Source organism: Variovorax sp. ISS6, assembly GCF_056523145.1.
Map to the genome: position 1 here is coordinate 2,175,378 of NZ_JAWRZC010000001.1, position 23,948 is coordinate 2,199,325.

At 70.1% G+C, this 23,948-nt stretch carries 20 protein-coding genes; 2 read left to right on the forward strand and 18 right to left on the reverse strand.

Going from position 1 to position 23,948, the window contains the following annotated elements; genetic code table 11:
• Nucleotides 1-2: 2 nt before the first annotated feature.
• From AC1HIL_RS09970 to AC1HIL_RS10055, 18 genes are all read right to left on the reverse strand, one after another.
• Nucleotides 3-710: an ABC transporter ATP-binding protein gene (locus AC1HIL_RS09970; RefSeq protein WP_057594604.1), complete on the reverse strand. Its 708-nt coding sequence runs from the start codon at nt 708-710 to the stop codon at nt 3-5.
• Nucleotides 697-1,461: an ABC transporter ATP-binding protein gene (locus AC1HIL_RS09975; RefSeq protein ID WP_057594605.1), complete on the reverse strand. Its 765-nt coding sequence runs from the start codon at nt 1,459-1,461 to the stop codon at nt 697-699. The genes AC1HIL_RS09970 and AC1HIL_RS09975 overlap by 14 nt, the downstream gene beginning before the upstream one ends.
• Nucleotides 1,454-2,455, reverse strand: a complete 1,002-nt coding sequence (locus AC1HIL_RS09980; RefSeq protein ID WP_057594606.1) for a branched-chain amino acid ABC transporter permease — start codon at nt 2,453-2,455, stop codon at nt 1,454-1,456. The genes AC1HIL_RS09975 and AC1HIL_RS09980 overlap by 8 nt, the downstream gene beginning before the upstream one ends.
• Nucleotides 2,455-3,321 carry a branched-chain amino acid ABC transporter permease gene (locus tag AC1HIL_RS09985; RefSeq protein ID WP_057594607.1) on the reverse strand — a complete coding sequence of 289 codons (867 nt, stop codon included), beginning with the start codon at nt 3,319-3,321 and terminating at the stop codon, nt 2,455-2,457. The genes AC1HIL_RS09980 and AC1HIL_RS09985 overlap by 1 nt, the downstream gene beginning before the upstream one ends.
• Before the next feature lie 248 nt (nt 3,322-3,569).
• The gene (locus AC1HIL_RS09990; RefSeq protein ID WP_057594608.1) at nt 3,570-4,475 is read right to left on the reverse strand and encodes an NAD(P)-dependent oxidoreductase; all 906 of its coding nucleotides are present in this window, start codon (nt 4,473-4,475) and stop codon (nt 3,570-3,572) included.
• Nucleotides 4,476-4,493: 18 nt separating this feature from the next.
• Complete coding sequence (locus AC1HIL_RS09995) at nt 4,494-5,942, reverse strand: aldehyde dehydrogenase family protein (RefSeq protein ID WP_093353671.1); 1,449 nt, start codon at nt 5,940-5,942, stop codon at nt 4,494-4,496.
• A gap of 98 nt (nt 5,943-6,040) precedes the next feature.
• Complete coding sequence (locus AC1HIL_RS10000) at nt 6,041-7,444, reverse strand: amidase (RefSeq protein WP_479671712.1); 1,404 nt, start codon at nt 7,442-7,444, stop codon at nt 6,041-6,043.
• Between the two features lie 4 nt (nt 7,445-7,448).
• Complete coding sequence (locus tag AC1HIL_RS10005; RefSeq protein ID WP_057597886.1) at nt 7,449-8,942, reverse strand: ABC transporter substrate-binding protein; 1,494 nt, start codon at nt 8,940-8,942, stop codon at nt 7,449-7,451.
• Nucleotides 8,943-8,978: 36 nt separating this feature from the next.
• Complete coding sequence (locus AC1HIL_RS10010) at nt 8,979-9,791, reverse strand: ATP-binding cassette domain-containing protein (protein ID WP_479671713.1); 813 nt, start codon at nt 9,789-9,791, stop codon at nt 8,979-8,981.
• Nucleotides 9,788-10,771 (reverse strand): ABC transporter ATP-binding protein, encoded by a 984-nt coding sequence (locus AC1HIL_RS10015; RefSeq protein WP_479671714.1) that lies wholly within the window; start codon nt 10,769-10,771, stop codon nt 9,788-9,790. Before AC1HIL_RS10015 ends, AC1HIL_RS10010 begins: the two co-directional genes overlap by 4 nt.
• Nucleotides 10,772-10,794: 23 nt before the next feature.
• Nucleotides 10,795-11,682 (reverse strand): ABC transporter permease, encoded by an 888-nt coding sequence (locus AC1HIL_RS10020; protein WP_413764433.1) that lies wholly within the window; start codon nt 11,680-11,682, stop codon nt 10,795-10,797.
• A complete protein-coding gene (locus AC1HIL_RS10025) occupies nt 11,679-12,629 on the reverse strand; it encodes an ABC transporter permease (protein ID WP_057596054.1) in 951 nt (316 codons plus the stop codon). The genes AC1HIL_RS10020 and AC1HIL_RS10025 overlap by 4 nt, the downstream gene beginning before the upstream one ends.
• A 244-nt stretch (nt 12,630-12,873) precedes the next feature.
• Nucleotides 12,874-13,956 (reverse strand): tartrate dehydrogenase, encoded by a 1,083-nt coding sequence (locus AC1HIL_RS10030; protein WP_093355354.1) that lies wholly within the window; start codon nt 13,954-13,956, stop codon nt 12,874-12,876.
• A 472-nt stretch (nt 13,957-14,428) separates the two neighbouring features.
• Nucleotides 14,429-14,695: a hypothetical protein gene (locus AC1HIL_RS10035; RefSeq protein WP_057593807.1), complete on the reverse strand. Its 267-nt coding sequence runs from the start codon at nt 14,693-14,695 to the stop codon at nt 14,429-14,431.
• A gap of 212 nt (nt 14,696-14,907) precedes the next feature.
• Complete coding sequence (locus AC1HIL_RS10040) at nt 14,908-15,426, reverse strand: hypothetical protein (protein ID WP_261217906.1); 519 nt, start codon at nt 15,424-15,426, stop codon at nt 14,908-14,910.
• 41 nt (nt 15,427-15,467) lie between these two features.
• Nucleotides 15,468-15,866: a hypothetical protein gene (locus AC1HIL_RS10045; RefSeq protein ID WP_057593804.1), complete on the reverse strand. Its 399-nt coding sequence runs from the start codon at nt 15,864-15,866 to the stop codon at nt 15,468-15,470.
• A gap of 206 nt (nt 15,867-16,072) precedes the next feature.
• Entirely contained in the window at nt 16,073-18,640 is a 2,568-nt protein-coding gene (gene cphA, locus AC1HIL_RS10050) for a cyanophycin synthetase (protein ID WP_479671715.1), read from the reverse strand.
• Between the two features lie 69 nt (nt 18,641-18,709).
• Nucleotides 18,710-20,947: a cyanophycin synthetase gene (locus tag AC1HIL_RS10055; protein WP_479671716.1), complete on the reverse strand. Its 2,238-nt coding sequence runs from the start codon at nt 20,945-20,947 to the stop codon at nt 18,710-18,712.
• A 139-nt stretch (nt 20,948-21,086) separates the two neighbouring features.
• Here AC1HIL_RS10055 and AC1HIL_RS10060 point away from each other — a divergent pair, with 139 nt between their 5' ends.
• Entirely contained in the window at nt 21,087-23,366 is a 2,280-nt protein-coding gene (locus AC1HIL_RS10060) for a cyanophycin metabolism-associated ABC transporter (protein WP_261217899.1), read from the forward strand.
• Entirely contained in the window at nt 23,366-23,851 is a 486-nt protein-coding gene (locus AC1HIL_RS10065) for a cyanophycin metabolism-associated DUF1854 family protein (RefSeq protein ID WP_057593814.1), read from the forward strand. Before AC1HIL_RS10060 ends, AC1HIL_RS10065 begins: the two co-directional genes overlap by 1 nt.
• Nucleotides 23,852-23,948 lie beyond the last annotated feature (97 nt).

Here is a 23,948-nt window from a genome sequence, read left to right on the forward strand (position 1 = left end):
GCTCAGGCGCCGATGTAGGCGGCGCGCACCGCCTCGTTGTGCAGCAGCGATTCGCGGTCGCCCTCGAGCGCGATGCGGCCGCGCTCGATGACGTAGGCGCGGTGCGCGATGGCCAGCGCCGAGTAGGCGTTCTGCTCGGCCAGCAGCACCGTGGTGCCCTGCTGGTTGATGCGCTGGATCACCTCGAACACCTGCTTCACGATCAGCGGCGCCAGGCCCAGCGAGGGCTCGTCGAGCAGCAGAACCCTGGGCCGCCCGAGCATCGCGCGGCCGATCGCCACCATCTGCTGCTGGCCGCCCGAGAGCGAGCCCGCGGGATCGTTCTGCTTGGCCGCGAGGATCGGGAACAGCGAGAACACCTCGTCGAGCGAGCGCTGGATGCCGGCCTTGTCGCCGCGGTGCACGTAGGCGCCCAGCGTGAGGTTCTTGCGCACCGTCATCATCGGGAACAGCTTGCGGCCCTCGGGGCAGTGCACCAGGCCCGAGGCCACGATCTGCGCCGGGCGCTGGCCCGTGATGTCGCCGTCGCCCAGGCGGATGCGGCCCGCGCTCGGGCGGCGGATGCCGCTGGCGGCCATGAAGATCGAGGTCTTGCCCGCGCCGTTGGCGCCCAGCAGCACCACCAGCTCGCCCGGATCGGCATGCAGGCTCACGCCGCTGAGCGCGCGGAAGCTCCCGTAGTGGAGGTCGACGCCCTCAAACCGCAGCATGGTCGGTCCCCAGGTAGGCCTCGATCACCTGCGGATCGCGGCGGATCTCGGCGGGCGTTCCCTCGGCGATCTTGGCGCCGTTGTTGAGCACGACGATCTTGTCGGCCAGCTGCATGATCATGTCCATCTTGTGCTCGATCAGGCACACGGTCTTGCCGTGCGCCACCAGCTTGCGGATCAGCGCCGCCAGGCCCACGGTCTCCTCGGGGTTCACGCCGCCCGCGGGTTCGTCGAGCAGGAGCAGCTGCGGGTCGGTCGCCAGCGCGAGCGCGAAGGCCACGCGCTTGCGCTCCTCCTGCGTGATGTCGGCCGCGATGCGGTGGGCGATGTGCGAGAGGCCCACGAAGTCCAGCGCCTCCTGCGCCTTGTCGCGGCACAGCTTCTCTTCCTCGCGCAGGCGGCGGCTGCCGATCAGCACGTCCCACAGGCCCGAGTGGGTGCGCAGCCGGTGGCCCACGATCAGGTTGTCGAGCACGGTGGCGTTGTCGAACAGGTGCGTGGTCTGGAAGGTGCGCGCGATGCCCAGCCGCGCTACGTGGTCGGGGCGCATGCCGGTGACGTCGCGGCCCTCGAAGGCGATGCGGCCCGCGCTCGGCTTGTGCGTGCCCGCCACCAGGTTGAAGAAGGTGGTCTTGCCGGCGCCGTTGGGGCCGATGATGGCGCTGATCTGGCCGCGCTCGAAGCGCGTGCTCACGCTGTCGACCGCGGTCAGGCCGAAGAACTGCTTGGTGAGGCCCTCGATCTCAAGCATGGCGCCGCACCTCCTGCACGGTGGCGGCGGAAGCCGCGGCCCGCCGCGCGTCCGCCTTGCGCGCCCGGCGCTTGAGCCAGGTGCCGACGATGCCGTCGGGCAGGAAGATGATCAGCGCGATCAGCACCGGGCCGAACACCACCATGCGGTAGTCCTGCAGGAACTGCAGGCTCTGCGTGAGGCCGGTGACCAGGAAGGTGCCCACCAGCGGCCCGAGCAGCGTGCCGATGCCGCCCACCAGCACGAACATCACGAGGTCGAAGGTCACGGCCTCGCTCGCGAGGTCGGGGCCGAGGAAGCGCACCTGGCCCGCGTAGAGCGCGCCCGCGAAGCCGGCGTAGATCACCGACAGCACGAAGGACAGCGTCTTGGTGCGCATCAGGTCGGTGCCCAGCGCCTCGGCCAACTCGTCGCTGTTGCGCACCGCCATGAAGCTGCGGCCCAGCAGCGAGCGCACGATGCGCGCCATGACCCAGATGCCCAGCGCGAGGAAGGCCAGCACCAGGTAGTACTGCGACAGCGGCGTGCCGAACTGCAGCGGCCCGATGCCCGTGGGCGAGGGGATGCCCATGATGCCCACCGGACCGTGCGTGAGGCTCTCCCACTTCTCGATCAGCAGGAACATGATGTAGCTCACGCACAGCGTGAAGATCGAGAAGTAGTGGCCCTTCAGCCGCAGCGACAGGATGCCGATGAAGAAGCCCAGCACGCCCGTGACCACGCCCGCGAGCGCGAAGGCGATCCAGAACGGCACCTGGTGGTCGACCGTGAGGATGCCCACCGTGTAGGCGCCCACGGCCATGAAGGCGCCGTGCGCGAGGTTGAACTGGCCCGTGTAGCCGGTGATCAGGTTCAGGCCCAGCGCGGCGATGGCCATGATGAAGGCCTGCGTCGCGACCGAGATCAGGTAGTTGTTGGGCGCGAACAGCGGAAAGGCCAGCGCGATCAGCGCGAGCACGGCCCAGCCGGCCTTGCCTTGCAGCAGCGATCCCATCAGCGCGCTCCCTTCGGCGTGAACAGGCCCTGCGGGCGCAGCGACAGGATCACCACCAGCAGCACGAAGGCGATGATGTCCTTGTAGTCGGTCGAGAAGTAGAAGCCGCCGAAGCTCTCGGCCATGCCGATGATCAAGCCCCCGACGATGGCGCCCGGGAAGCTGCCCATGCCACCGAGGATGATGATCACGAAGGCCTTGGTGATCACCAGGTTGCCCATGCTCGGGTAGACCAGGTTGATCGGCGCATAGAGCACCGCGGCCACCGCCGCCAGCGCGCCCGAGATCGCGAACACCAGCAGCGTGACGCGCGTGGCGTCGATGCCCACCAGCGCCGCGCCGTCGCGGTTCTGCGCCATCGCGATGATGGTCGAGCCCAGCACCGTGTGGTTGAGGAACAGGTGCAGCAGCACCATCAGCCCGAAGGCGCCCGCGATGATCAGCAGGCGCTGCAGCGGCGCCGTGAGCCCGAACACCTCGACGATCTGGCCGTAGGGCGTGGGCATGCGGTGGAAGTCGGCGCCGAAGATGGCCTGCGCGCCGGCCTCGATGAACAGCAGGATGCCGATGGCGGCGATCATGTCGTGCAGCTCGGGCGCGTTGCGCAGCGGATGGAACACCAGCCGCTCGGCCAGCATCGCGATCACCGCGACCACCACCGCCGCGCCGGCCATCGCGAGCCAGTAGTTGAGGCCCAGCCGGGCCATCAGGTAGTAGCCCGCGAAGGCCCCGGCCATGTAGAAGGCGCCGTGCGCGAAATTCGGCACGTGCAGGATGCCGTAGACCAGCGTGAGGCCCAGGGCCACCAGGCTGTAGACACCGCCCACGGTCAGGCCGTTGAGCAGTTGCTGAAAGAACAGTTCCACGTCGATCCTCGCAGTTGCCGTCAAGGCATTCACCCGCGCACCGGCTCTGGAGGTCGGTGTCGCCGGGGTCCAGCGGGGGATTGTGGAAGCGCGGTGTGGCCGCGTCGACTGAGGTTTGCCCGAACTTGCCTTGTCGCTTCAGCGACTTCGAAAAACGGGTATGGGGTTGCGCGGGGCCCGGCGGTCACGCGGGCGTCGCGCGGATCTGCGCAGGAAACGCCCGCGCGAGGGCGTTCCCGCGCGGGTGCTCAGCGCTTGAGCGCCTCGACCAGGTCCAGCACCATGCGGTCGCCGCCGAAGGTGTCGACGCCGCGCGTGAGCAGCGCGTCGACCGCCTGCGCGATGCCGTGCGCGGCCGCGGACTGCTCGGCCATGTCGTTGTAGTAGCCCAGGTCCTTCTTGGCGTTGGCCATCGAGAACTTGAGCGAATCGGTGCTGCCGGTCAGGAGCTTGGGCTTGACGCGTTCGAGCGCGACACCGTTGCCGCCGCCCTTGGCGAGCACGTCGACGAAGACATCGGGCTTGACGCCCGCGCGCTCGGCGCAGGCCGCGGCCTCGCACAGCAGCGCCACGGTGCCCAGCGAGACGAAGTTGTGCAGCAGCTTCATCGCATGGCCGGCGCCGATGCCGCCCACGTGCGTGACGTTCTCGGCGAAGGCGCGCAGGAGCGGCAGGCAGGAGGCCAGCACCTCGGCGTCGCCGCCCACCAGCAGGTTGAGCCGGCCCTCGGCCGCTTCCTTCGCGGTGCGGGTCATCGGCGCGTCGAGGAAATGGCCACCCCTGGTCTCGACGGCGCGTGCCACGCGCGAGGTGGATTCGGGCACCGCGGTCGAGCAGTCGACCACCACGGTGCCGGGGCGCAGGGCGGAGAGCGCGCCCTTCTCGCCGAGCATCACGGCCTCGACCTGCGGCGTGCCGGTCACGCAGAGGATCAGCACGTCGACCTCGGCCGCGAGCTTCGCCACGTCGGGCGTGGAGGTCGCGCCGGCCGCGAGCAGGGCGTCGATCGGCTGGTTGCCCGGGTGCTCGAGCACCGTGAGCGCATGGCCGTGGCCCACGATGTTCTGCGCGATGCCGCTGCCCATCAGGCCCACGCCCACGAGGCCCACGCGGCGCTTGGGAGCGGCCGCCTTCTCTTGTTCGTTCAATGCCATGGTCTGGTTCCGCCTTGCTTATCCGTGCTTGATCGCGATGGTCTTGAGGGTGGTGAAGCCGAGCAGGGCCTCGAAGCCCTTCTCGCGGCCGAAGCCCGATGACTTCACGCCGCCGAAGGGCAGTTCCACGCCGCCGGCCGCGCCGTAATTGTTGATGAAGACCTGGCCGCAGTGCATCTTGTGCGCCATGCGCAGCTGGCGCGCGCCGTCGCGCGTCCAGATGCCGGCCACCAGGCCGAAGTCGGTGCCGTTGGCCAGGCGCACGGCCTCGGCCTCGTCGGCGAAGGGCGTGAGCGCCAGCACCGGGCCGAAGATCTCGCGCTGCGCGATGTCGCTGTCGCCGGGCACGTCGCGGAACAGCACGGCCTCCTGGTAGAAGCCCTGGGCCGATGCACTGGGCGCCACGCTGCCGCGCGCGGCCACCTTCAGGCCCTGGGCCTCGGCGGTGGCGACCATGTCGCGCACCTGGCGGAACTGCTTCTCGTTGATCAGCGGGCCCATGTCGAGGTCGTCGGCCGGCGGGCCGGCGCGCACGGCCGAGAAGCGCTTCGCGAGCCGCTGCACCACCTCTTCGTAGATCGACTGCTCGACCAGCACCCGGCTGCCCGCCGAGCAGGTCTGGCCGGCGTTCTGGATGATGGCGTTGACCAGCACCGGCTCGGCCGCGTCGAGGTCGGCATCGGCGAACACGATCTGCGGCGACTTGCCGCCCAGCTCCAGCGTCACGGGGCAGTGGCGCTCGGCGGCCGCCAGGCCCACGCTGCGGCCGGTGACGGTGGAGCCGGTGAAGGAGATGTGGTCGATGCCCGGGTGCGCGCACAGCGCCGCGCCGGCTTCCTTGCCGTAGCCCGTGACCACGTTGAGCGTGCCGGCCGGAAAGCCGACCTCGGCCGCCAGCTCGGCCAGGCGCAGCAGCGAGAGGCTCGCGTCCTCGGCCGGCTTGACCACGCAGGCATTGCCCGCGGCCAGCGCGGCGCCCACGCTGCGACCCGCGATCTGCATCGGGTAGTTCCAGGGAATGATGTGGCCGGTCACGCCGTGCGGCACGCGCACGGTGAGCACGGTGTAGCCGCGTTCGTAGGGCAGGGTGTCGCCATGCAGCTTGTCGCAGGCGCCGGCGTAGTACTCCATGTAGCGCGCGAGCGCGGTGGCGTCGTTGCGTGCCACGCGCAGCGCCTTGCCGGTGTCGCGCGCCTCGAGCTGGGCCAGTTCCTCGTGGTGGGCGAGCACGGCCGCGCCGAGCTTGGCCATCAGCCGGCCGCGCTCGAGCGCGCTCAGAGCGCCCCAGGGGCCGTCGAAGTTCTCGCCGACCGCGCGGCGCGCGGCCTTCACGGCGGCATCGATGTCGCCCGCGGTGCCGCGCGCGAGCTGGCCGAAGCGCTCGCCGTCGCTGGGGTCGATCACGTCGATGGTGGCGTTGCCTTCCGAGGGCACGCGACGGCCGTCGATGAAGTGGGTGGGGTTCATGGGGGTGTCTCCTTGCGGGCGGCGCCGGCGGGGCGGCGCGGAAAAACGGGGGGCGGTGCGCGAGAGGCTCGCGCGCCGCCCAGTGTCGGACAAGCGCTTCAGCCGAGTTCGGGCCAGGGCTTCTGCGGCTCGCGGATCTGCTCGAAGGCGCGGCTGAACTGCAGCACGCCGAGGTCGTCGAAGCGCCGGCCGATGATCTGCAGGCCGATCGGCAGGCCCTCGGCGGAGTAGCCGCAGTTGATCGAGGCCGCCGGCTGTTCCGACATGTTGTAGGGCACGGTGAAGCCGATGTGCTCGAGCGAGCGCAGCGGGTCGTTGGTGGGCGAAGCATGCTCCGCGGGCGCGGGCATGTTGGGCGACACCGGCGAGAGCACGAAGTCGAAGCCGACCGTGGCCGCCACCGCCGCGGCGCGCGTGGCGATGAACTGGCTGTAGGCCTCGTAGATGTGCTCGCCCGAGAACTCGGCCGCGCTCTCGGCCCAGGTCAGGATGTAGGGCAGCATCTTCGCGCGCTGCTCGGCGCTCATCGTGCGCAGGTCGCTCAGCGAGCGCATGCGCCAGAAGTGGTCCATGCCCTGCAGCATCTTCGGCGTCATGAAGGGCTGCATCGGCTCGACGTGCGCGCCTGCGTCCTCGATGCGCTTCGCGGCGCGGCGCACCGCCTCGGCGATCTGCGGATCGAGCGGCAGGCCGCAGCCCGCGTCCATCAACAGGCCCACGCGCTTGCCCTTGATGAAATCGGGCTCGACCGCGAAGGCGGCCCAGTCGATCGCGCCGGGCGGCAGCTCGGAGTAGTCGCGCGCGTCGGGCTGGGCCATCGAGGCCATCATCAGCGCCGAGTCCTCCACGGTGCGCGTCATCGGGCCGGCGCAGCGGCCCATGTAGGGCGTGCTCAGCGGGATGCGGCCGAAGCTGGGCTTGAGCGAGTAGATGCCGCACCAGCTCGCGGGCAGGCGCAGCGAGCCGCCGATGTCGGTGCCCACGTGCAGCGGGCCGTAGCCGGCCGCGGCGGCCGAGCCGGCACCGGCGCTCGAGCCGCCCGGCGTGCGCGACAGGTCCCAGGGATTGCGCGAGAGATGGTGGAAGGTCGACAGGCCCGAGGACAGCATGCCCACGTCGGGCATGGTGGTCTTGGCCACGAGCACCGTGCCGTCCTCCTTGAGGCGCGCGGCGGGCGGCGAGTCCTGCGCCATCGGCACCAGCGGATAGGCGGCGGTGCCCAGCGGCATCGGGTCGCCCGCGGTCGCGAGGTTGTCCTTGATGGTCACGGGCACGCCGTCGAGCGCGCCGCGCTGCGTGCCGGCCTGCCAGCGCGCCTCGGAGGCGCGCGCCTGCTCGAGCGCGAGCTCGGGGCGGAACAGCCAGGTGGCGCAGAGCCTGGGCTCGAGCGCCTCGATGCGCGCATTGACCGAGCGCGCCACCTCCACCGGCGAGAGTTCGCGGCGCGCGTAGGCGGCGCCGAGTTCGGCCGCGCCGAGGTCGTACAGGTTCTTCGTCGTCATCGCATCAGCTCCACGAGATGGCCGCGAGGTCGTTCACCACGATCGGCATGCTGGGCCACAGGCCCTTGACTTCCTTGCGCGCGATGGTCGGGAACACGGCCTGGTAGAGGAAGCCGTTGACCGCGTCGGTCGCGAGCATCTTCTGCGCGTCGCCCAGCAGGTCGGCGCGGCGCTTCTTGTTCTCCTCGTTCTGGATCGCGGCGAACAGGTCGCGGAACTTCTTCGAGTCGTAGCCCCAGTAGTAGTCGGGCTCGGTGTACTTCACGAGGTCGAAGGGCTCGACGTGCGCGACCATCGTGAGGTCGAAGTCGTGCGCGCCGCCGAAGGTGCCGCTGAGCCACTGGGCCCATTCCACGTTCTGGATCTTCACGTTGATGCCGATCTGCGCGAGCTGCGCGGCGATCACCTCGCCGCCCTGGCGCGCGTACGACGGCGGCGGCAACTGCAGGCGCAGCTCGAGCGGCGTCTTCACGCCGGCCTCGGCCAGGAGCTTCTTCGCCTTTTCGACGTCGAAGGGATTCATCGCGGTGGTGTCGACGAAGCCCGGCGCGCCCAGCGCGTAGTGGCTGCCGATGGGCTTGCCGAAGCCGTCGGCCGCGCCCTGCACGATCGCGTTGCGGTCGATCGCCGCCAGGATCGCGCGGCGCACGCGCACGTCGTCGAGCGGCTTCTTGCGGTTGTTGATGGTGAGGATCACCTTGCCGCGCGTGCCGACTTCGATCACCTGGAAGCGGTTGTTGCCCTTGAACTGGCTCACCGAGCGCGTGCCCGCGCGCGGGAAGATGTCGATGTCGCCCGACAGCAGCGCGGCGGTCTGGGCCGCGGTGTCCGACATGAAGCGGAACACGAAGCGCTCGATCTTGGCCTGCGCGGGATCGCGGTAGGTGGTGGACTTGACCAGCGTGCACGAGGCGCCGCGCTGCCAGCCGCCGAGCTTGTAGGGGCCGGTGCCCACGGGCTGCGTGGCATTGGTGTCGGCGCTCTTGGGCTCGACCAGGCAGGCGGTGGACTGGCCCAGCATGAAGGGCAGGTCGGGATTGGGCAGCGTGCTGTTCACGCCCACCGTGTGCTCGTCGAGCACCACGGTGCCGATCTCGCTGAAGAAGCGCTTGTCCTTGTTGGTGCTCTTGGCGTTGCCCGCGCGGTCGAAGGAGAACTTCACCACCGCCGCGTTGAAGGGCTCGCCGTTCTGGAACTTGACGCCGCGCTTGAGCTTGAAGACGAAGGTCTTCATGTCGGGCGAGGAGGTCCAGCTCTCGGCGAGCATCGGCGTGACCGAGCCGTCGGCGTTGACCTTGGTCAGCGTCTCGAAGATGTTGTACTGCGTGATCTCGGCGATGGCCGAGGCCGCGCCCGTGGTCGGGTCCAGGCCCGGCGGTTCGAGCGGCATGCCGATGGTCAGCGTGTTCTTGCCGGCCTGCGCGCGCGCCTGCGGCAGGAAGACGCCCGGGATGGCCGCGGCCATGGCGGACGTCATGAGGGTGCGACGCTTCAACATACTTCGATAGCTCCTGGAAAAGACAACAGAAAAAATTCAGTGGGCCGGTGCCTGCAGCACGGCGCCGAGCAGCGTGCGCGTGTAGGGATGCTGGGCGTTGGCGAAGAGCTCCTGCGGCGTGCCGCACTCGACGATCTGCCCCTTGAAGACCACGCAGACTTCGTCGCACAGGTGGTTGACGACGGCCAGGTCATGGCTGATGAGCAGGTAGCTGATGCCGAACTGCTGCTGCAGGTCCTGCATGAGGTTGAGCACCTGGGCCTGCACGGAGACGTCCAGGGCGCTCACGGGCTCGTCGGCGACGATGAGCTTGGGGCGGGTGATCAGGGCGCGTGCGATCGCGATGCGCTGGCGCTGGCCGCCCGAGAACTCGTGCGGGTACTTGTCGAGGTCGGTGGGGCGCAGGCCCACGGCGGCCAGGGATTCGGCGGCGCGCTCGCGCTGCTCCTTCTTCGAGACCTGGGCCAGTGCCTCCAGAGGCTCGGCCACGATGCGCGCGACGGTCTGGCGCGGGTCGAGGGAGCCGTAGGGGTCCTGGAAGACCATCTGGAAGTCGCGCCGAGCGGTGCGAAGTTCGTCTCTTGAGAGGGCATGCAACTCGCGCCCTTCGAGCTTCACGCTGCCCGAGGTGGGCTTGTCCAGGGCCATCACGAGCCGTGCGATGGTCGACTTGCCCGACCCGGACTCCCCGACGATCCCCACGCTGCGCCCGGCCTGCACCTCGAAGCTCACGCCATTGAGGGCCTTGACGGTGGGCGGCGGGCCCAGCAGCTTCTCGCGCGGCAGCGCGTAGTGGCGAACGAGGTCGGTGACTTGCAGCAGCGGTGTGTTGGTGGTGGTCGTGCTCATGCCACGGCCTCCGCTTCGATCTCGTCGAGTCGGATGCAGCGCACCGCATGGTCGTCAGGCAGCATCACCGCGGGCGGGCGCGTCGACTGGCAGGCATCGACCGTGTAGCTGCAGCGCCCCGCGAAGGGACAACCCGCGGGCAGGTCCACCAGCTCGGGCACGCTGCCGCGAATCGTCGCCAGCCGCTGGCCCTTCGGCGCCCCGATCACCGGCCGCGCCGCGAACAGCCCCTTGGTATACGGATGGGCCCGGTTCGCGAAGAGCGCGCGCGTCGGCCCGCTCTCCACCACGCTGCCGCCGTACATCACGAGCATGCGCTGCACGCTGTTGGCGATCACGCCCAGGTCGTGCGAGATCAGGATCAGCGCCATGCCCATCTCGGCCACCAGGTTCTGGATCAGGTCGAGCACCTGCTTCTGGATCGTCACGTCCAGGGCGGTGGTGGGTTCGTCGGCGATCAGCAGGTCGGGCCCGCAGGCCAGCGCCATGGCGATGCCGATGCGCTGGCGCTGGCCGCCCGAGAACTGGTGCGGATAGGCATCCAGGCGCGAGGCCGCGTCGGGAATGCCCACGCGCTGCAGCAGGTTCAGCGCCTCGGCGCGAGCCTGCTTCGCTGTCAGCCCGCGGTGCAGCCGCAGCGGCTCGCCGACCTGGCGCGCGATGGTGTGGACCGGGTTCAGAGCCGTCATCGGCTCCTGGAAGATCATGCCGATGCGGTTGCCGCGGATCTGGCACAGGGCCGACTCGGGCTGCCCGATGAGCTCCTGGCCGTCCAGGCGGATGCTGCCCGTGACCTTGGCGGTGGCCGGAAGCAGGCCCATGAGGGACATGACCGTGATGGACTTGCCGCAGCCCGACTCGCCCACGATGCCGAGGGTCTGGCCGCGCTCGAGCGAGAAGGAGACGCCGCGCACGGCCTGGGCGGGGCCGCGCTGGGTCTGCAGGCCGATGTGGAGGTTGTCGACTTCGAGGAGGGGCATGGGATTGTTGGTGGCCATGTCGCTCACCTCGCACGCGCCAGACGCGGATCGAGCAGGTCGCGCAGGCCGTCGCCCAAGAGGTTCAGGCCCAGCACCGCCAGCGCGATGGCCATGCCCGGGAAGACGGCCAGGAGGGGCTGCTGGAACATCAGGGTCTGCGCCTCGCTGAGCATGCGGCCCCAGGAGGGCTGGGGCGGCTGCGTGCCCAGGCCGAGGTAGGAGAGGGCGGCCTCGGCCAGGATCGCGATGGCGAAGCGGATGGTGATCTGCACGATCAGCACCGCCGAGATGTTGGGCAGCACGTGCTGCATGGTGATGGCGAATGATCCCTTGCCGCAGGCACGCGCGGCGGCCACGTACTCGCGCGACCAGATGGCGTTGGCCGAGGCGCGCGTGATGCGCGCGAAGGTGGGGATGTTGTAGATGCCGATGGCGATGATGGCGTTGACGATGCCCGCGCCGAAGACGGCCGTCATCATGATGGCCGAGAGGATGGCGGGGAAGGCCAGCGAGAAGTCGGAGAAACGCATGATGGCTTCTTCCACCCAGCCCCGCCTGGCCGCGGCCAGCAGGCCCAGGGCGGTGCCCACCACCAGGCCGATGCCCACGGCGATGACGCCCACCAGGATGGAGGCACGGGCGCCCACCAGCAGCAGCGAGGCCACGTCGCGCCCGAAGGCGTCGGTGCCCAGCCAGTGGCTGGCCGAGGGCGCCTGCATCTTGTTGGCCATGTCCATGGCGTAGGGCGAGTAGGGCGTCCAGAGGTAGGAGACCAGGGCCGCGAGCAGCAGCAAGGCGGCGAGCACGCCGCCGATGACGAAGCTGCGGTGGTGGCGCGCGCGCTGCCAGAAGCCGGGCAGCTTGAGGGCGGCGGCCGAAGGCACGGCCAGGGAGGCGGGAGTGGCGCTCATATGTCGCTCGCCTTGATGCGCGGGTCGATGACGGCATAGAGCACGTCGACCACGAAGTTGACGATGACGACCATGGCCGCGAGCAGCATGACGCAGTTGCGCACGACGATGAGGTCGCGGTTGCTGATGGCCTGGAAGATCAGGCGGCCCAGGCCCGGCAGGTAGAACACGTTCTCCACCACGATGGTGCCGGCGAGCAGCTCGGAGAACTGCATGCCCATGACGGTGATGACGGGGATCAGGGCATTGCGCAGCACGTGGGTCCAGAGCACTGCCCGCTGGGTCACGCCCTTGGCGCGCGCGGTGCGCACGAAGTCCTCGCGCATGACCTCGAGCACGGCCGAGCGGGTGATGCGCGCGAGGATGGCCGCCTGCACGACGGCCAGCGACAGGGCGGGCAGCAGGAGCGACTTCAAGCCGGCGAAGACGCCCTCGCCCCAGCCGTCGAAGCCGCCGGCGGAGAACCACTGCAGCTGCACGGAGAAGACGAGGATCAGCAGGATGGCGAACCAGAAGTTGGGGATGGCGATGCCGACCTGGGTGAGGCCCATGAGGCCGACGTCGCCGAGCTTGTTGTGGCGGGCGGCGGCGGTGACGCCCACGAGCAGGGCGAGCACGGTGGTGAAGGCCATGGCCAAGAGGGCCAGGGGGACGGTGAGTGCGAGGCGCTCGAGGATGAGGTCGAGCACGGGGGAGCTGTAGGCGTAGGAGTCGCCGAGGTCGCCGGTGAGAAGTCCGGCGATCCAGTGCCAGTAGCGGGTCCAGGCGGGTTGGTCGAGGCCGAGCTTGGTGGCCAGGGCGGCGACGGCTTCGGGGGCGGCGTCCGGGCCCATGAGCATCTGCGCGGCATTGCCGGGCAGGATCTCCAGGACGAGGAAGACGATGATGGAGGCGCCGATCAGCGTGCCGATCAGCGTGGCAAGGCGCTTGATTAAGAAGAGGCTCATCGCTTTGCGTGTTTGTTTCTGTTCGGGGTGCTTTTGTCCGGGGCGCGTGCACAGGACAGCGGGTACTTCCCTCCGCGAATGTCCCCCGCCTTCGGCTCCTCCTTTATTTCGCTGCGGGAAGCACCCACTGCCCTGTGCACGGAGGCGCTGCAGTGGTGCCGGCCGATCACGCCGTCGGAGCGCGCCCGCCCCGACCCACGCACCTCATCCAAGGCACGACGAACCGTACGGCAGGCGCGAGAACTCATGCCGAGATGCACTCGGCGATCGCACGCCCCACGTCGACGGTGTTGGCGGTGCCACCCATGTCGCGGGTGCGCGGACCTTCGCTGAGCACGGTCTCGATCGCCGAGAGCACGGCGGCCGAGGCTTCGGCGTAGACCGGGTTGTCGCCGCCGAGGTGGTCGAGCATCAGCGCGGCCGACCAGATCTGGCCGATGGGGTTGGCGATGCCCTTGCCCGCGATGTCGGGGGCCGAGCCGTGCACGGGTTCGAACAGCGAGGGGAACTTGCGCTCGGGGTTGAGGTTGCCCGAAGGCGCGATGCCGATGGTGCCGGTGCAGGCCGGACCCAGGTCCGACAGGATGTCGCCGAACAGGTTGGAGGCCACCACCACGTCGAACCAGTCGGGGTGCTGCACGAAGTGCGCGCACAGGATGTCGATGTGGTACTTGCTCGTCGCCACGTCGGGGTAGCGCTTCGCGATCTCGGCCAGGCGCTCGTCCCAGTAGGGCATCGTGATCGAGATCCCGTTGGACTTGGTCGCGGCCACCAGGTTCTTGCGCTTGCGGCGGCTCGCCAGCTGGAACGCGTAGTCGATGATCCGGTCCACGCCGGTGCGCGTGAACACCGCTTCCTGGATCGCCATCTCGCGCGGCGTGCCCTCGAACAGGCGACCGCCGACCGAGGTGTATTCGCCCTCGGTGTTCTCGCGCACCACCAGGAAGTCGATGTCGCCGGGCTGGCGGTGCGCCAGCGGGCCGGGCACGCCGGGCATCAGGCGCACCGGGCGCAGGTTCACGTACTGGTCGAACTCGCGGCGGATCTTGATCAGGAGGCCCCACACGGCGATGTGGTCGGGCACCTTGTCGGGCGCGCCCACCGCGCCGAAGTAGATCGCGTCGTGGCCCTGGATCTTGTCGTCCCAGTCGGCCGGCATCATCAGGCCGGTGCGCACGTAGTGGTCCGAACCCCAGTCGAAATGGTCGAACGAGAAATCGATGCCGAAGCGGCGGCCCACGGCATCCAGCACGCGAAGGCCCTCGGGCATCACCTCGACGCCGATGCCGTCGCCGGGAATGACGGCGATCCTGTGTTTTGCTTGCATTTGATCCAGTACCCGGTTGATGAGGGAGGGCGCGGGGCGCCCGTCATGCGGGGCGCGCGCCTGCCGCGTCGGAGTCTAGGACTGGATCGGCGGGGCGGGATCGGGAATGGCACGTACGCCGGCTTGCCAATATTGGAAGGGGCTGAGGCCGGTCTTTCCAGGGAGGCTGCCGAAAGACCGGGCTCGTTTCAGCGATCGGTCTTCGAATATTTGGAAGGCTGGAGGCCGAATCGGCGACCGCTGGACATGGGCACGACACGCGCGCGTGCCAGCGCCGCGGCCGCCCGCGCTCCCGCCGCGCGCCCGCGCAAAGGCAGGCGCGTCGCGTGGCGCGGGTTCGGGAAGCGGAAGGGAAGCGGATCGGCCGGCTGCGACGGTGCAGCGGTCGCGTCGAACGCGAGGGGAATCGGGGGAAGGGGAGAGGCGGGGAGCGGGAGCGAGGAAAACGAAAAAGGCGCGGGACCGTCGGATCTCAGTTGCTGCTGCTCTTGGTGTCGAGCTCGCTGACCTGCAGCGACAGATCGAACAGCTTGGACTTGCTGGCGTAGTAGCGGTCGAGGCGCCACTCCTTGAGGATGTCCATCGCCAGCTGGAAGCTCTTGTAGTCGAGGCTGTAGAGCGTGACGAGTTCGAAGCTGCGTTCGGATTCGAGGGCCAGCACGAGCTGGGCGAGGATCTTGGCCGATTCGTTGGCCGGGTCCGTTTCGATGAATCGGCGAGCGACCTTGATGGCATTCATGGGTGGAAAGTTTCTCGGTAAGGCAGGAGCCGAGAACTATAGCTAGCAGCCCCCAGGGCTTTTATGACAATTCTGTGACATTGCGGGGCATCGATTTGCAGTCCTGCAAGACCTCGCCAAGAGGGAAAACACCCGGATTTCGGGGCGTCGAGGCGGTTTTTCGCAGGAAAAAGGCGCCCCGAAGGGCGCCTCGTGGCGGATGCCGATGGCGATCAGCGGATCGGCTGCGGTGCCGGGTAGGGCATCGGCGCGGCCGGATAGGCGGCCGGCGGCACCATCACGGGCTCGGGCGCGCGCATCATCGGCGCGGGCGGTGCCACCGGGTAGGGCGCGGGCGCCGGCATCACGACCGTGGTGACCGACTCGCGGATCACGCCGCCGCCCATCACGCTGCCGTCGACCGCGGCACGGGTGTTGCCCTCGCCACCGAGCACGCGGGCCTCGCAGTCGGCGCGATCGCCCGGCGGCTGCAGCGCGCAGCGTTGCAGCGCGTTGCGGCGGTAGTCGGGCGCGCTCGTGAGGCCGCCGCGCGCCGCTTCCTGGCGTGCCGCGCCGGCTTCGCGGATGCAGGCCGCGCGGTCCTGCTGGTTGTGGCCGCAGACGGCCAGTTCGCGTTCGTAGGTGGCGTCGCCACGGCGCGATTGCGCGCTGGCGGTGCCCGCGCTGGCCAGGGCGCCGAGCGCCACGAGGGCGGCGATGGCGCCGCGGGTGAAAAGAAGACGGTGGGTCATGGTGTGCTCCTCGAAATGAGCCGATGGAACGGGTGAAGGGTTCAGCGCGCCGGTGCCGGCTGCGCGGGCAGGGGCGTCACGGTCTCGCGGATCACGCCGCCGCCCATCACGCTGCCTTCGGTGGTGGTGCGGCCGGCGCCCGCGCTGCCGCGGATGCGCGCTTCGCAGTCGGCGCGATCGGCCACCGGCTGCTCGCGGCAGCGCGCGAGCGCGTTGGCGTCGTAGCCGCCGGGACTGGCGCTCGTCAGGCCGTTGCGGCCGGCCTCCTGCCGTGCCGCGCCGGCTTCGCGCAGGCAGGCCGCGCGGTCCTGCTGCACGCCGTCGCAGGTGGCGCGCTCCTTCTGCATGCGGGCGTCGGAACCGGGCGCCTGGGCATGGGCGCCGAGCGCGACCAGCCCGGCGGCGAGCGCGAGGATGCGAAGGGAGCGCAGCGGCCGCATCGGCCGGCGGGACGGGATCGTTCCCGCGTGAATCGTTGGGGTCATCGGGCCTCCTGGAAAGGACGCGACTTCCTCGAGAGCGAGGCAGTGCGCGACTGGAGGCCCAGTGTCCGGCCGCGCGGCGCGCGCGGCCTGTGGGACGGCACAGATTGCGGACCCGGCGGGACGCGCCCCCGCGTGTGGGACGAATCCCGCAGGCCGAGGGCTCAGCCCTCGGCGATGCGCTTCGCGAGGTGAGCGAGCGCTTCGTCGACCTGGTCGACCAGGATCAGCGAGAGGTCGCCGGGCTGCAGCCGGGCCAGCGCGGCGTCGATGGCGATGAATTCGCCGCGGATCTCGTCGATCTGGCGCGTGCGGGTCGCGCCCTGCAGGCCCTGGCGCAGCAGGCCCATCACCTCGCCGTCGGCGCGGCCGCGCTGGGCCGCATCCTGGTAGAGGATCACGTCGTCGAAGGCCTGGCCCAGGATCGCGGTCTGGTCGCGGATGTCGGAATCGCGCCGGTCGCCCGCGCCGCTGATGACCACCGAGCGCTTCTTCGCGGGCATGGTGTCCACGGCCGAGACCAGCGCGCGCATGGCGTCGGTGTTGTGGCCGTAGTCGGCGATCACGGTGGCGCCGCGGTAGTCCATCACGTTGAAGCGGCCGGGCACGCCGGCGGCGTCGTTGAGGAAGCTCGCGAGGCCGCTGCGGATGGTGTCCCAGTCCAGGCCCACGGCCCAGGCCGCGGCCACGGCGGCCATCACGTTGTCGACCTGGAAGCCGATGCTGCCGCCGCGCGTGATCGGCACGTCGCGCAGCGCGATGCGTTCGCGCCACGAGCCCTCGGCCGCCACCACCGTGTCCTGGTCGACGTAGACGGTGCGCTTGCCCTGCGCGCGGTGCGTGGCCATCACCGGATGCTGGCGGTCGGCCGCGAAGAAGATCACCTCGCCCGGGCAGTTGGTGGCCATCGCGGCGACGTTGGGGTCGGCCGCGTTGAGCACGGCGTAGCCGCCGGGCGCCACGTTGCGCACCACCACGCGCTTGAGCACCGCGAGGTCCTCGACGGTGGTGATGTAGTTCAGGCCCAGGTGGTCGCCGCTGCCGATGTTGGTGACCACGGCCACCGAGCAGCGGTCGAAGCCCAGGCCCTCGCGCAGCACGCCGCCGCGCGCGACCTCGAACACGGCCGCGTCCACGTCGGGATGCAGCAGCACGTTGCGCGCGCTCTTCGGGCCGCTGCAGTCGCCGCTGTCGGTCTGGCGGCCATCGACGTACACGCCGTCGGTGTTCGTCATGCCGGTGCGCAGGCCGCTGGAGGCGACGATGTGGTTGATCAGCCGCGTGGTGGTGGTCTTGCCGTTGGTGCCGGTGACCGCGATCACCGGGATGCGGCCGTCGTCGCCATGGGCGAACAGCGCATCGACCACCGCCTCGCCGACCGCGCGGCCGCGGCCGAACGAGGGCGAGATGTGCATGCGCAGGCCCGGTGCGGCATTGACCTCGACGATGCCGCCGTGCTGCTCTTCGAGCGGGCGCAGCACGCTCTCGCAGACCACGTCGACGCCGCAGATGTGCAGGCCGACCATCTGCGCCGCGTCGACCGCGCGCGCCGCCACCTCGGGGTGCACGGTGTCGGTCACGTCGGTGGCGGTGCCGCCGGTCGAGAGGTTGGCGTTGTTGCGCAGCACCACGCGCTGGCCCAGCGCGGGCACGCTATCGGGCGTGAGGCCCTGGGCCTCGAGCCGGCCGACGGCGATGTCGTCGAGGCGGATCTTGGTCAGCGAGGTGGCATGGCCCTCGCCGCGGCGCGGATCGAGGTTGACCGTGTCGACCAGCTGGCGCACGGTGGCGCTGCCGTCGCCGATCACGTGCGGCGGATCGCGGCGCGAGGCGGCCACCAGGCGGTCGCCCACCACCAGCAGGCGGAAGTCGAAGCCCGGCAGGAATTTCTCGACCATCACCTCGCCGTAGGCGTCGGCGGCCTTGTAGGCGGCGTCGAGCTGCTCGCGCGTCGTGATGTTGACGGTCACGCCCTTGCCCTGGTTGCCGTCCTGCGGCTTCACCACCACGGGCATGCCGATCTCCTGCGCGGCGGCCCAGGCGTCGTCCATGTCGGCCACCGGGCGGCCCAGCGGCACCGGCACACCGGCGGCGTTGAGCAGCTGCTTGGTGAGCTCCTTGTCCTGCGCGATCGACTCGGCCACGCCACTGGTGCTGTCGACCTCGGCGGCCTGGATGCGGCGCTGCTTCGAGCCCCAGCCGAACTGCACCAGGCTGCCGGTGGTGAGGCGGCGGTAGGGGATGCCGCGCGCGACGGCGGCATCGACGATGGAGCCGGTGCTCGGGCCCAGGCGTTCCGATTCGTCGAGGTCGCGCAGCTCGGTGATGGCGGCGGTGGCGTCGAAGGCGGTGCCGTTCTGCGCCGCGGCGATCAGCGCCTCGGCCAGCTCGAGCGCGCGGCGGCCCACGGCCTCCTCGGTGTATTGCACGACCACCTGGTAGACGCCTTCTTCCAGCGTGGGCGAGGTGTGGCCGAAGTTGACCGCGCAGCCGGCCTGGGCCTGCAGCGCCACGGCCGCGTTCTCCAGCACGTGGGCCAACGCCAGCGGCTGGCCCAGCACCATCGGGTGCAGCTCGCCGATGGTCGGGAAGGCCGCGCGCAGGCGGTCCTCGAAGCCGGCCAGCCGGCCGATGGCGTTCTCGTCGCCTTCGCAGGCAACGACCGCCTCGATGGCGGTGTGGCGGCTCCAGAGGTTGGGGCCGCGAAGGGCGCGGGTGCGGGTGACTTTCATGGGGCGGCGCGGTTCTTCAGGGGGTATCGGCGGGTGCCCCCGCGCGGATGCGCGGAGGAACCGGGTGGATCAGGCGAGCTGGAGCTGGGGCGAGGGCTGGCTCTGCGAGAGCTGCAGCGAGGCCAGTGCCGCCTGCAGGTCGGCCTCGAAGGCCTCGATGCCCGCGCCGATGAGGTTGAGCGGAATGCCCAGCGCCCAGGCCGCGGCCACGGCGGCCAGCAGGCTCTCGAGGCTCACGCCGGCATGGGTGGCGCGCCACACGGTGAGGCGGCCCAGGCCCGGCAGGAAGGACTCGCTGGTGCCGTTGGCCAGCACCACGCGGTCCTGGCGGATCAGCACCGCCTTGCCGCCGGAGGCCTGGTGGGCCGTCAGCGACGCGGCCTGCGCGTCCACGCTGTAGAGGATCACGGCGCCGTCGCACAGCGGCGCCAGGCCGGCCACGCGTTCGTCGTCGGCGTTGAGCACCGCGGTGCCCTCGGGCAGCACCACGTCGACCTGGGTGCGCAGCACCTTGACCATGTGGTCGCTCTCGCGGATGTCGAAGTCGCCCAGCTGCTCGAAGCCGCCGAGGTCGGTCACGATGCCGACCTCGCAGCGGTCGTAGGGCAGGCCGTCCTGCAGGATGGTGCGCGCGCCGTTCTCGATCACCACGGCCTGCACCTGGCGGTTCATCAGCAGGCGGTGGCCGGCTTCCCAGTTGGCGCTGTCGCGCGCGTCGACGCGGCGGCGCTCGAGGAACAGGCCGTCGCGGCAGGCCAGGCCGGTGTGGCGGCCGCCGAGGCCGACCAGCCAGGCCACCAGGCGGGCGATCACCGCGTTGTCGCGCGAACCGGCCACGCCCACCACGGGGATGCGGCCTTGCGAGTCGTCGGGGAACAGGTGGTCGCAGATCGCGCGGCCCACCGGGCGCGGCGAACCGACGGCCGGCTTCAGGTGCATCAGCAGGCCGGGGCCGGCGTTGACTTCGACGATGGCGCCGCCCTGCGGGCCGAGCGGCTTGGAGATGTCCTCGCACACCAGGTCGATGCCCGCGATGTCCAGGCCGACCACGCGCGCGGCCAGCTCGACCATGTGCGCGACCTCGGGATGGACGCTGTCGGTGCAGTCGATCGCGACGTTGCCGTTGCGCTGGATCAGCACGCGGCGGCCGGCTTCGGGCACCGATTCGGGCTCCAGGCCCTGGCGGCGCAGGTCCGACAGGATCGCGCCGTCGCGCGCGCCCAGGAAGGACAGCGGGAAGTCTTCCGTGTCGCCGCGGCGCGGGTCGCTGTTGATCTGCAGGTCGATGAGCTCGCTGCAGTTCGACTTGCCGTCGCCCGTGACCCAGACGGTCTCGCCGCGCGCGGCCGCCACCATGCGGCCGCCGACGACCAGCACGCGGTGCTCCTCGCCGCGGATGTAGCGCTCGACCAGCACTTCGCTGCCGTGGCGCTCGGCCACGGAGAAGGCGGCCTCGATGTCCTCGCGCTTGGTCAGGTCCAGGATCACGCCGCGGCCGTGGTTGCCGTCGGAGGGCTTGACCACCACCGGCACGCCCATGTCCTCGGCCACTTCCCAAGCCTCGGCCGGGCTGGCGACCGCCTGGCCGCCGGGCACCGGGATGCCGCAGCCCGCGAGCAGCGACTTGGTCAGCACCTTGTCGCTGGCGATCGATTCGCCGATGGCGCTGGTGTAGTCGGTCTCGGCGGTCCAGATGCGCTGCTGGTTGGCGCCGTAGCCCATCTGGACCAGGTTGCCGCTGTTCAGGCGCATGTAGGGGATGTCGCGGTCGATCGCGGCATTCACGATCGCCTCGGTGCTCGGGCCGAGGTAGCAGTCGTCGACCTTCGACTTGATCGCCTCGATCGCGGCCTGCACGTCGGCCGGGCCGATGGGGTCGTCGTTGATCGCGGCCATCATGATGCGGTGGCCCTCGGCCAGCGCCACCCGCGCCACCTGCTCGTCACGCGAGCGGAACACCATGCGGTAGGTGCCCGAGACCGAGGTCTCGCGGGTCTGGCCGAAACCGGTGGCCATGCCGGCCAGGTTCAAGAGCTCGATCACCACGTGCTCGAGCACGTGGCCCGACCAGGTGCCTTCGCGCAGCCGCTGGATGAAGCCGCCGCGCTCGCCGACGCCGCAGTGGTGCTCGATCAGCGCCGGCAGCAGGGTCGTCAGCCGGTCGCCGAAGCCTTCGATCTTGTTGGAGGGGAATTCCTCGAGCCGGCCGAGGTCCAGCCAGACTTCGAGCACCGGGCGGTAGGTCCAGATGCTCGGGCCGCGCAAATAGTTGATGCGCAGCAGGCGAATGTCGTCGAAACGGGTCATGCAAACGTTCGATGTGCTTTGGCCGAGCACCGCGGCGCCTTCAAGCGCGCCCATGGCGATCGGTCAGAATCGGCGCCCCGCGAAGGGCGTCATGGCGCGGTCCCAACGGGCCGCGACGGGCAAGAGTCAAAGAAACACAATGCAACATCACGATCCAGTCGGCACCCAGGAGGGCGAAAACGAAGCGGTTTCAGAGGCTCTGAAAAGCCGGCTCGCAGTCGCGGAAAACGTTCTGGCAACACTGTCGGTTGACCTCGATGAAGAACTTCGTTTCGGTTTTGGCCTGGTGGCGCTCACAGATCGCCGGCTGCTGGCGCTGGACCCCGGCGGCAAAGGCGTGTGGCGTGAGTGGTCGCTCGCCGACCCGGCGCTCGAACTGCAGCTGAGCGACCAGTCCGGGGTCGGCCTGCTCGATCTCGTCGACGGGCGCGGGCGGCTGGTGCGCTGGCGCTACACCCTGGCCCAGCAGGTCGCCGCGCTGCGCCTGCTGCGGCTGTTCGGCCAGCGCGCCAACGCGGCGGGTGTCGCGCGCGCGACACCCGAGGCCGACGGCGACGAGGTCGACACCGAGCTCCAGACCCCGCCCTCGACCTGGGTGCTGCTGCGGCTGGGCCGCTTCGCCCGGCCCTACCGCAAGCAGCTGATCGCCGGCTTCTTCCTCACGGTGCTGTCCACGGCCGCCACCCTGGTGCCGCCCTACCTCACGATCCCGCTGATGGACGACATCCTGATCCCGTTCCAGAACGGGCAGAAGATCGATCCGATGCGCGTGGGCCTCTACCTGAGCGGGCTGCTCGGCGCGGCGCTGGTCGGCTGGGGCCTGGGCTGGGCGCGTACCTACCTGCTGGCGCTGGTGTCCGAGCGCATCGGCGCCGACCTGCGCACCACCACCTACGAGCACCTGCTCACGTTGCCGCTCGACTACTTCGGCGGCAAGCGCACCGGCGACCTGATGGCGCGCATCGGCTCCGAAACCGACCGCATCAACGTTTTCCTCTCGTTGCACGCGCTCGATTTCGCCAACGACGTGCTGATGATCGTCATGACGGCGGCGATCCTGATCTCGATCAATCCGCTGCTGGCCGTGGTCACGCTGGTGCCGCTGCCCTTCATCGCCTGGATGATCCACGTGGTGCGCGACCGGCTGCGCACCGGCTTCGAGAAGATCGACCGCGTCTGGTCCGAGGTCACCAACGTGCTGGCCGACACCATCCCCGGCATCCGCGTGGTCAAGGCCTTCGCGCAGGAGCGCCGCGAGGCCGAGCGCTTCCGCGCCGCCAATGCCTACAACCTGCAGGTCAACGACAAGCTCAACCGCACCTGGTCGGTGTTCACGCCCACGGTGTCGCTGCTGACCGAGATCGGCCTGCTGGTGGTCTGGGCCTTCGGCATCTGGCAGGTGGCGCGCGGCAGCATCACGGTGGGCGTGCTGACCGCCTTCATCGCCTACATCGGCCGCTTCTACACGCGCATGGACTCGATGAGCCGCATCGTCTCGGTGACGCAGAAGGCGGCCGCCGGCGCCAAGCGCATCTTCGACATCCTCGACCACGTGAGCAACGTGCCCGAGCCCACGAACCCGGTGAAGGTGGAGCGGGTGCAGGGCGCGATCGCGATGCGCGGGCTGGGCTTCCGCTACGGCTCGCGCGCCGTCATCCACGACCTCGACCTGCGCATCGAGCCCGGCGAGATGATCGGCCTGGTGGGCCACAGCGGCTCGGGCAAGAGCACGCTGGTCAACCTGATCTGCCGCTTCTACGACGCCACCGAGGGTGCGATCGAGGTCGACGGCACCGACATCCGCCGCTTCGCCGTGGCCGACTACCGGCGCCACGTCGGGCTGGTGCTGCAGGAGCCCTTCCTGTTCTTCGGCACCATCGCGCAGAACATCGCCTACGGCAAGCCCGACGCCACGCGCGAGGAGATCGTGGCCGCGGCGCGCGCCGCCCATGCGCACGACTTCATCCTGCGGCTGCCGCATGGCTACGACTCGCTGGTGGGCGAGCGCGGCCAGGGCCTGTCGGGCGGCGAGCGCCAGCGCATCAGCATCGCGCGCGCTCTCTTGATCGACCCGCGCATCCTGATCCTCGACGAGGCCACCTCGGCGGTCGACACCGAGACCGAGAAGGAGATCCAGAAGGCGCTCGACAACCTCGTGCAGGGCCGCACCACGATCGCGATCGCGCACCGGCTCTCGACCCTGCGCAAGGCCGACCGCCTGGTGGTGATGGACCGCGGCGAGATCGTCGAGGTCGGCCCGCACGACGCACTCATGGCGAAGCAGGGCGCCTACTGGCGCCTCTACCAGGCGCAGCTGCGCCAGGGCGACGACGACGCCAGCGAAGGCGCGGCCAACGAGCGCGTGGGCGCGCAGGGCATCCCGGTGAGCCATGCGGCGCATCCGGCGGGAGAGGCATGATGGAAACGACGACGATCACCCCGCCCGACTTCGGGCTCGAGCGCGATGCCTTCGGCCGGCTGGTGCTGACCGATGCGCAGGGCCAGCGGCACGTGGGCATTTCCGCGGTGCGGGCCTTTCCGCTCAGCGCGCCGGGCGAGGGCATCTCGCTGGTCGGCGGCGAGGGCCGCGAACTGGTGTGGATCGACCGCGTCGATCAGCTGCCGTCCGCGGCGCGCGCGCTGCTCGAGGAAGAACTCGCGGTGCGCGACTTCGCGCCCACGCTGCTCAAGCTGCACGCCGTGTCGAGCTTCGGCGTGCCCAGCACCTGGACCGTGAGCACCGACCGCGGCGACACCCGCTTCGTGCTCAAGGCCGAGGAGGACATCCGCCGGCTCGAGCATGGCGCGCTGCTGATCGCGAGCGCGCATGGGGTGCAGTTCCGCATTGCCGACGTGAAGGCGCTCGACCGGGGGTCTAGAAAGTTGCTGGAGCGCTTTCTCTGAATTCGGGAACCGGACGCAGAGGACGCGAAGGTTTCGCGAAGGACGCGAAAGAACAGCCTTGAAGGTGTGGGTCGCGCTCGTGCGCAAGCACTGCCCC

Bases quoted from the DNA above. Each gene is read 5' to 3' on its own strand.
- AC1HIL_RS09970 (WP_057594604.1), bottom strand. From the start codon at position 710: ATGCTGCGGTTTGAGGGCGTCGACCTCCACTACGGGAGCTTCCGCGCG.
- AC1HIL_RS09975 (WP_057594605.1), bottom strand. From the start codon at position 1,461: ATGCTTGAGATCGAGGGCCTCACCAAGCAGTTCTTCGGCCTGACCGCG.
- AC1HIL_RS09980 (WP_057594606.1), bottom strand. From the start codon at position 2,455: ATGGGATCGCTGCTGCAAGGCAAGGCCGGCTGGGCCGTGCTCGCGCTG.
- AC1HIL_RS09990 (WP_057594608.1), bottom strand. From the start codon at position 4,475: ATGGCATTGAACGAACAAGAGAAGGCGGCCGCTCCCAAGCGCCGCGTG.
- AC1HIL_RS09995 (WP_093353671.1), bottom strand. From the start codon at position 5,942: ATGAACCCCACCCACTTCATCGACGGCCGTCGCGTGCCCTCGGAAGGC.
- AC1HIL_RS10000 (WP_479671712.1), bottom strand. From the start codon at position 7,444: ATGACGACGAAGAACCTGTACGACCTCGGCGCGGCCGAACTCGGCGCC.
- AC1HIL_RS10005 (WP_057597886.1), bottom strand. From the start codon at position 8,942: ATGTTGAAGCGTCGCACCCTCATGACGTCCGCCATGGCCGCGGCCATC.
- AC1HIL_RS10010 (WP_479671713.1), bottom strand. From the start codon at position 9,791: ATGAGCACGACCACCACCAACACACCGCTGCTGCAAGTCACCGACCTC.
- AC1HIL_RS10015 (WP_479671714.1), bottom strand. From the start codon at position 10,771: ATGCCCCTCCTCGAAGTCGACAACCTCCACATCGGCCTGCAGACCCAG.
- AC1HIL_RS10020 (WP_413764433.1), bottom strand. From the start codon at position 11,682: ATGAGCGCCACTCCCGCCTCCCTGGCCGTGCCTTCGGCCGCCGCCCTC.
- AC1HIL_RS10025 (WP_057596054.1), bottom strand. From the start codon at position 12,629: ATGAGCCTCTTCTTAATCAAGCGCCTTGCCACGCTGATCGGCACGCTG.
- AC1HIL_RS10030 (WP_093355354.1), bottom strand. From the start codon at position 13,956: ATGCAAGCAAAACACAGGATCGCCGTCATTCCCGGCGACGGCATCGGC.
- AC1HIL_RS10035 (WP_057593807.1), bottom strand. From the start codon at position 14,695: ATGAATGCCATCAAGGTCGCTCGCCGATTCATCGAAACGGACCCGGCC.
- AC1HIL_RS10040 (WP_261217906.1), bottom strand. From the start codon at position 15,426: ATGACCCACCGTCTTCTTTTCACCCGCGGCGCCATCGCCGCCCTCGTG.
- AC1HIL_RS10045 (WP_057593804.1), bottom strand. From the start codon at position 15,866: ATGCGGCCGCTGCGCTCCCTTCGCATCCTCGCGCTCGCCGCCGGGCTG.
- cphA (WP_479671715.1), bottom strand. From the start codon at position 18,640: ATGAAAGTCACCCGCACCCGCGCCCTTCGCGGCCCCAACCTCTGGAGC.
- AC1HIL_RS10055 (WP_479671716.1), bottom strand. From the start codon at position 20,947: ATGACCCGTTTCGACGACATTCGCCTGCTGCGCATCAACTATTTGCGC.
- AC1HIL_RS10060 (WP_261217899.1), top strand. From the start codon at position 21,087: ATGCAACATCACGATCCAGTCGGCACCCAGGAGGGCGAAAACGAAGCG.
- AC1HIL_RS10065 (WP_057593814.1), top strand. From the start codon at position 23,366: ATGGAAACGACGACGATCACCCCGCCCGACTTCGGGCTCGAGCGCGAT.